The following is a 4,174-nucleotide window of genomic DNA, read 5'->3' as shown; positions in this document are numbered from 1 at the left end:
ATTGGGCTAAAATGAGTCTGGCTGCTTGTTACGCCTTTAGCGGATTATTTACTTTGTTAATTGTATTTTTCTTAGTTCAATCTGCCGTTACTGCGCTGAAAGATCATAATATGCGTAAACAACTTTTGATAGAAATCGGCAAACGGGAAGAGCTGGTGGAGAACGGCCACTTTGTGACGGCTTACGAACTGACCGAAAAATATCTGAAATACTTTCCGGACGATACGGAAATTCGCGCCTTTCAACGGCGTTTACTGGATTTTACCAACAACGATCCCCAAACCGCCCAAAAAGCCTATGTAGAGGCTAAAAAATTAAAAAATCGCCTATCGCAATTTGCCGATGATCCAGCTCGTCTGTTATTGGACCAACAGGAAAAATCGAATATTCAGGCATTATTACCTTATCATCCAGAATTGAACACCGCCTATCGCCAGATATTGCAGTTAGAAGAAAGCGCCCAAAAACGCTTGAATGTTGCGAGACAAATGGAAGAAGTTCGTTCCGCTTTGCATGCCGGGCGACCTTTTCAGGCTCAAACTCTGCTCCGTCAAATAGAAGAACAACAACCCGACCATCCGGAATTAGACCAATGGAAGGAAGAATGTCGGCGGAAAATAGAGGAAGCCCAACGGGCGTATCAAAAAGTGCATCACTTATTTGTAACCGGACGTTTAAATGAAGCATGGAACGCTTTACAGGATTTCTTAAAGCAGTACAAAGACCATCCCCAGGCAGTGCAGGTACGGAATGATTGGCAAGAGGCTGAAGGGCAGACACAATGGAAATTGACCTGGAAAAATCAAAATATTTCTCTGGAATTATTTCTTAAAAATGAATTGACCATTGGTCGAAAAGATGACGGCGCCAGACCCGATCTTGCCTTCGACGATCGGCGCATCAGTCGTCAGCATGCCGCTTTGCGTTTCATCGCCGGGCAACTGGAAATCGTCGATAATGAAAGTACAGGCGGTACCTACGTCAACGGCCAGAAGATTATTCATGCGGTACTTAAAAACGGCGACATATTGAATCTTGCTAAAATAAAAGAGTACATTACGTATCTCATTCAGGACAAACATGGAAACATTTCGGGGGCAATCTTTTCGGGAAAAGAACGAAGTTGGGCCATGATTTTTGCATATCTGGCATTTTCTTTAAAAAATGGAAAAATCACCAATGAAGCAGCCGATTGGCAAATTTTTTCCGAGGGAGGTAGGGCAGCGCTGGTTTATCAAGAAGAATTTGTGATTTTACACGCTGGCGAGGCCCTCCGTTTGAAAGAGGAAATCATTGAAGTGGAGGCATTATGATGCGTCGCATACTTATGCTCTTATTCGTTTCTTTATTGGTTGCGGGCTGTTTTAAGAGCAATTTATTGAAAAAGAAATCGCAACCAGTCGTAACCCGACCAGAAGTCCAGAAGTTAAACATAACTAAAAAAAATCCTGATGTGTACTGGGGCGAGGGCATCGCAACCATTGAAAATAACGATCTGGGACAGGCGCGCGAATTGGCCAAAAAACGCGCGTTAGAAGACCTGGCGCGCAAAGTGGAAGTGCACGTGCAGCAGGATATCTCGCGCGTCATTCAAACCACTATGAACGGCAATTCGGAAACCATTAGCGAGCTGTTTAATGAAAAAGTGCACATTTACACACAAAGCGTGCTTACCGATACCAGAGACCTGTTTGTCATGGACTATCCCGCTCCCGGCAATTGCACTATGTTGGTGTACATGTCCCGTGCTGCCTATCAGCAAAAAGTTAACCGCGATTTAAAGATGAAAAAAGAGGCCGTACGCACTGCCGTGCAAAATGGTAATGCGGCTCTGGCGCGCAATGAATTTATGATTGCCGCCACGCATTGGGCCTCCGCTTATAATCAACTGAAAAATTTCTTTGGCGATCTGCCCGTTCAGGACGATCTGGACGGCGACAGTCAGCCCGAAGAGATTCATGCCTATTTACAGAAACAGATGAATCAGTTGTTGGGCAACATCGAACTGCATTTTCTGGAAAGCGAAATCACTTACGATGCTACGGGTACATTGACGCAAAAGCCCATTGTACAGGCCAGATATCTTTCATCTCAGAACCGTGAAATATTCGTGCCCAACTTGCCTTTAAAAGTCGATTTTGTCTCAGGCAAAGGCCGGATTATGGGGCGTCCCTTAACCAATAAATACGGTACCTGTGAGCTGGACCTGAAAGTGGATGCTTCTTATCCTCAAACCACCATTGCCGTCTCCATCGACAGGCAAGCCATTAATGGATTGGAGCGCTTTAATCTTTCGCAATTATCTGAAGCGCAAATGACCATCAACAAAATTAAAACCGTAGCGATCAGTGTTAGCTTTTACAATCAGGATACCAAGACCGCTCCTAAAGACCTAATGAATGAAATTAAAAGCATGCTTTTGTCGCATGGTTATCTTACCATCGATTTTTCTCTTTCCAGCAGTCAACTTTCCTCAAACGATTTTCAACAAGCGGCGCAATCCAATGCGGACTTTTTACTGGTGGTTTTTGTACGTTCATCAAAAGGCGCTACAGTGGGCGGTTACGCTAATTTGTACGCAACTACGGTTTCCGGCGAGGCCGCTTTGTATCGCCTGCCGCGCGGCGATCAAATCGCTGTTGAGCGCCTGCCCTCGGTTAAAGGCTTTGGGGCCTCGGCCAGTGTGGCCGGCTGGGATGGCTTCGGTAAAATCAAACAAAAACTTCTGCAAAAAGCGCAAACCATCATTCAGGAAAAATTATGAAGCGCTACTGCATCAAGTGTTCAAGCGAACTCGATCCATTTTACAACTATTGTCCTTACTGCGGCTACCAGGCGCCGCGCGGCACCATTTTGCCCGATGAAAAGCCGCGCCCTCTTAAAGAAGGCATCTATTGTGTACATTGCGCTCAACTCAACGTAAAGGATGGCCTCTTTTGCGCCTATTGCGGCCAATCGCTGTATCAGCGTCCCAAACAAGATGCCCTCTTTTGCCCCATTTGCGGCAAACGCAACGACGTTGCCGCCGATTTCTGCTATCACTGTGCGCACAACTTTAAAGACTGGTTTGCCATGCGCGGCAAAATTGCCGAAAAAATGGCCTGGCGCGGTTCCTTTGTGCTGCACGAAACCATGAACGATATCTATTACCACTTTCTGCGTCAGCCCGTGCTCACCCTGGGGCGCTCGGAACAAAACGATATTGTTTTGCCCGCAGGTTGGGTTTCCGGACGCCACTGCCAAATCGACGGCCATCAATGGCTGTTGCAGGATTTGGGAAGTACAAACGGCACTTTCGTTAATCGCAAAGCGGAACGGATTACACACCTTTCGCTGGATTTGGTCAACGAATTTAATATCGCCGGCGTGTTCACCTTTACCACGCTCAAAAAGGGGAGATTATTTATTTTACGCCTGACCGCTATTCTGGATCAGGAAGGAATTAAGCGGCAGGGACGACTGGAGGATTTCGATGCGCTGCGCAATCATTACTTTATTTTGATCAGCGGAGAAGGCCAATTCCAAATACGTAAAATGGACGGCGAAATATTAACTGCCGGCGATGAAATGATGGAGTACTTCACGATTGATGTGCGCCAGGATGGCTATTATTTTAGCGATAAAGATCACGATATGCAGGAGAGGCTGCTTTTGAAAAAGTACAACAATCTGCCTGTGAACTGGAAAATTGAACTATTGAACAATGAATGACAGCAACCGGCCTGTCATTCTGAGCGCAGCGAAGAATCCTTTCCAAGAGGGCATTGTCATTCTGATCCCGCCCAGACGGGAGAAGAATCCCCTGCAAACAACGGAAGGGATTCTTCACTCCGTCCCGATTCTCGGGACTCCGTTCAGAATGACAGTCAAGCTGGGGATTTGTCATTCTGAGCGTAGCGAAGAATCCCCTGTAAGAGCAAGTAGGGGCGAAGGATTTCCCAGAAGGTTTGCCCCCCGGTCGAATGATCCGCTTGTGCAAGCGAGAATTTAGCAAATGGAAAAAACGGTGTCGGAAATCCTTCGCCCTTACAAACAGCTTGGTGGTAGGTTGTGGTTGTCATTCTGAGTCCCGATTTATCGGGACGAAGAATCCCTTCCAAACTGGAAATGTCATTCTGAGCGCAGCGAAGAATCCCCTGCAAGCAATGGGAAGGATTCTTCACTCCGTCCCGAT

The 4,174-nt window shown here is 46.5% G+C and carries 4 protein-coding genes; 3 read left to right on the top strand and 1 reads right to left on the bottom strand.

All coding sequences use genetic code 11. From position 1 onward, the window contains the following. The 3 genes from ACWB0I_RS07110 to ACWB0I_RS07100 form a co-directional block, all read left to right on the top strand. On the top strand, window positions 1-1,313 hold a 1,313-nt coding region (locus ACWB0I_RS07110; RefSeq protein WP_479387359.1), incomplete at its 5' end, for an FHA domain-containing protein. Beyond that, window positions 1,310-2,764: a hypothetical protein gene (locus tag ACWB0I_RS07105; protein ID WP_479387358.1), complete on the top strand. Its 1,455-nt coding sequence runs from the start codon at window positions 1,310-1,312 to the stop codon at window positions 2,762-2,764. The genes ACWB0I_RS07110 and ACWB0I_RS07105, both read left to right, overlap by 4 nt. After that, on the top strand, window positions 2,761-3,711 hold the full coding sequence (locus tag ACWB0I_RS07100) for an FHA domain-containing protein (RefSeq protein WP_479387357.1): 951 nt from the start codon (window positions 2,761-2,763) through the stop codon (window positions 3,709-3,711). Before ACWB0I_RS07105 ends, ACWB0I_RS07100 begins: the two co-directional genes overlap by 4 nt. A gap of 155 nt (window positions 3,712-3,866) precedes the next feature. Here the strand turns inward: ACWB0I_RS07100 and ACWB0I_RS07095 are convergent. After that, a partial coding sequence (locus tag ACWB0I_RS07095; RefSeq protein WP_479387356.1) for a hypothetical protein occupies window positions 3,867-4,174 on the bottom strand: 308 nt, incomplete at its 5' end.

The sequence above is a fragment of the Caldithrix sp. genome (genome assembly GCF_056497305.1).
Note: the sequence above shows the minus strand (reverse complement) of the source record. Positions and strands in the feature narration are given on the sequence as shown.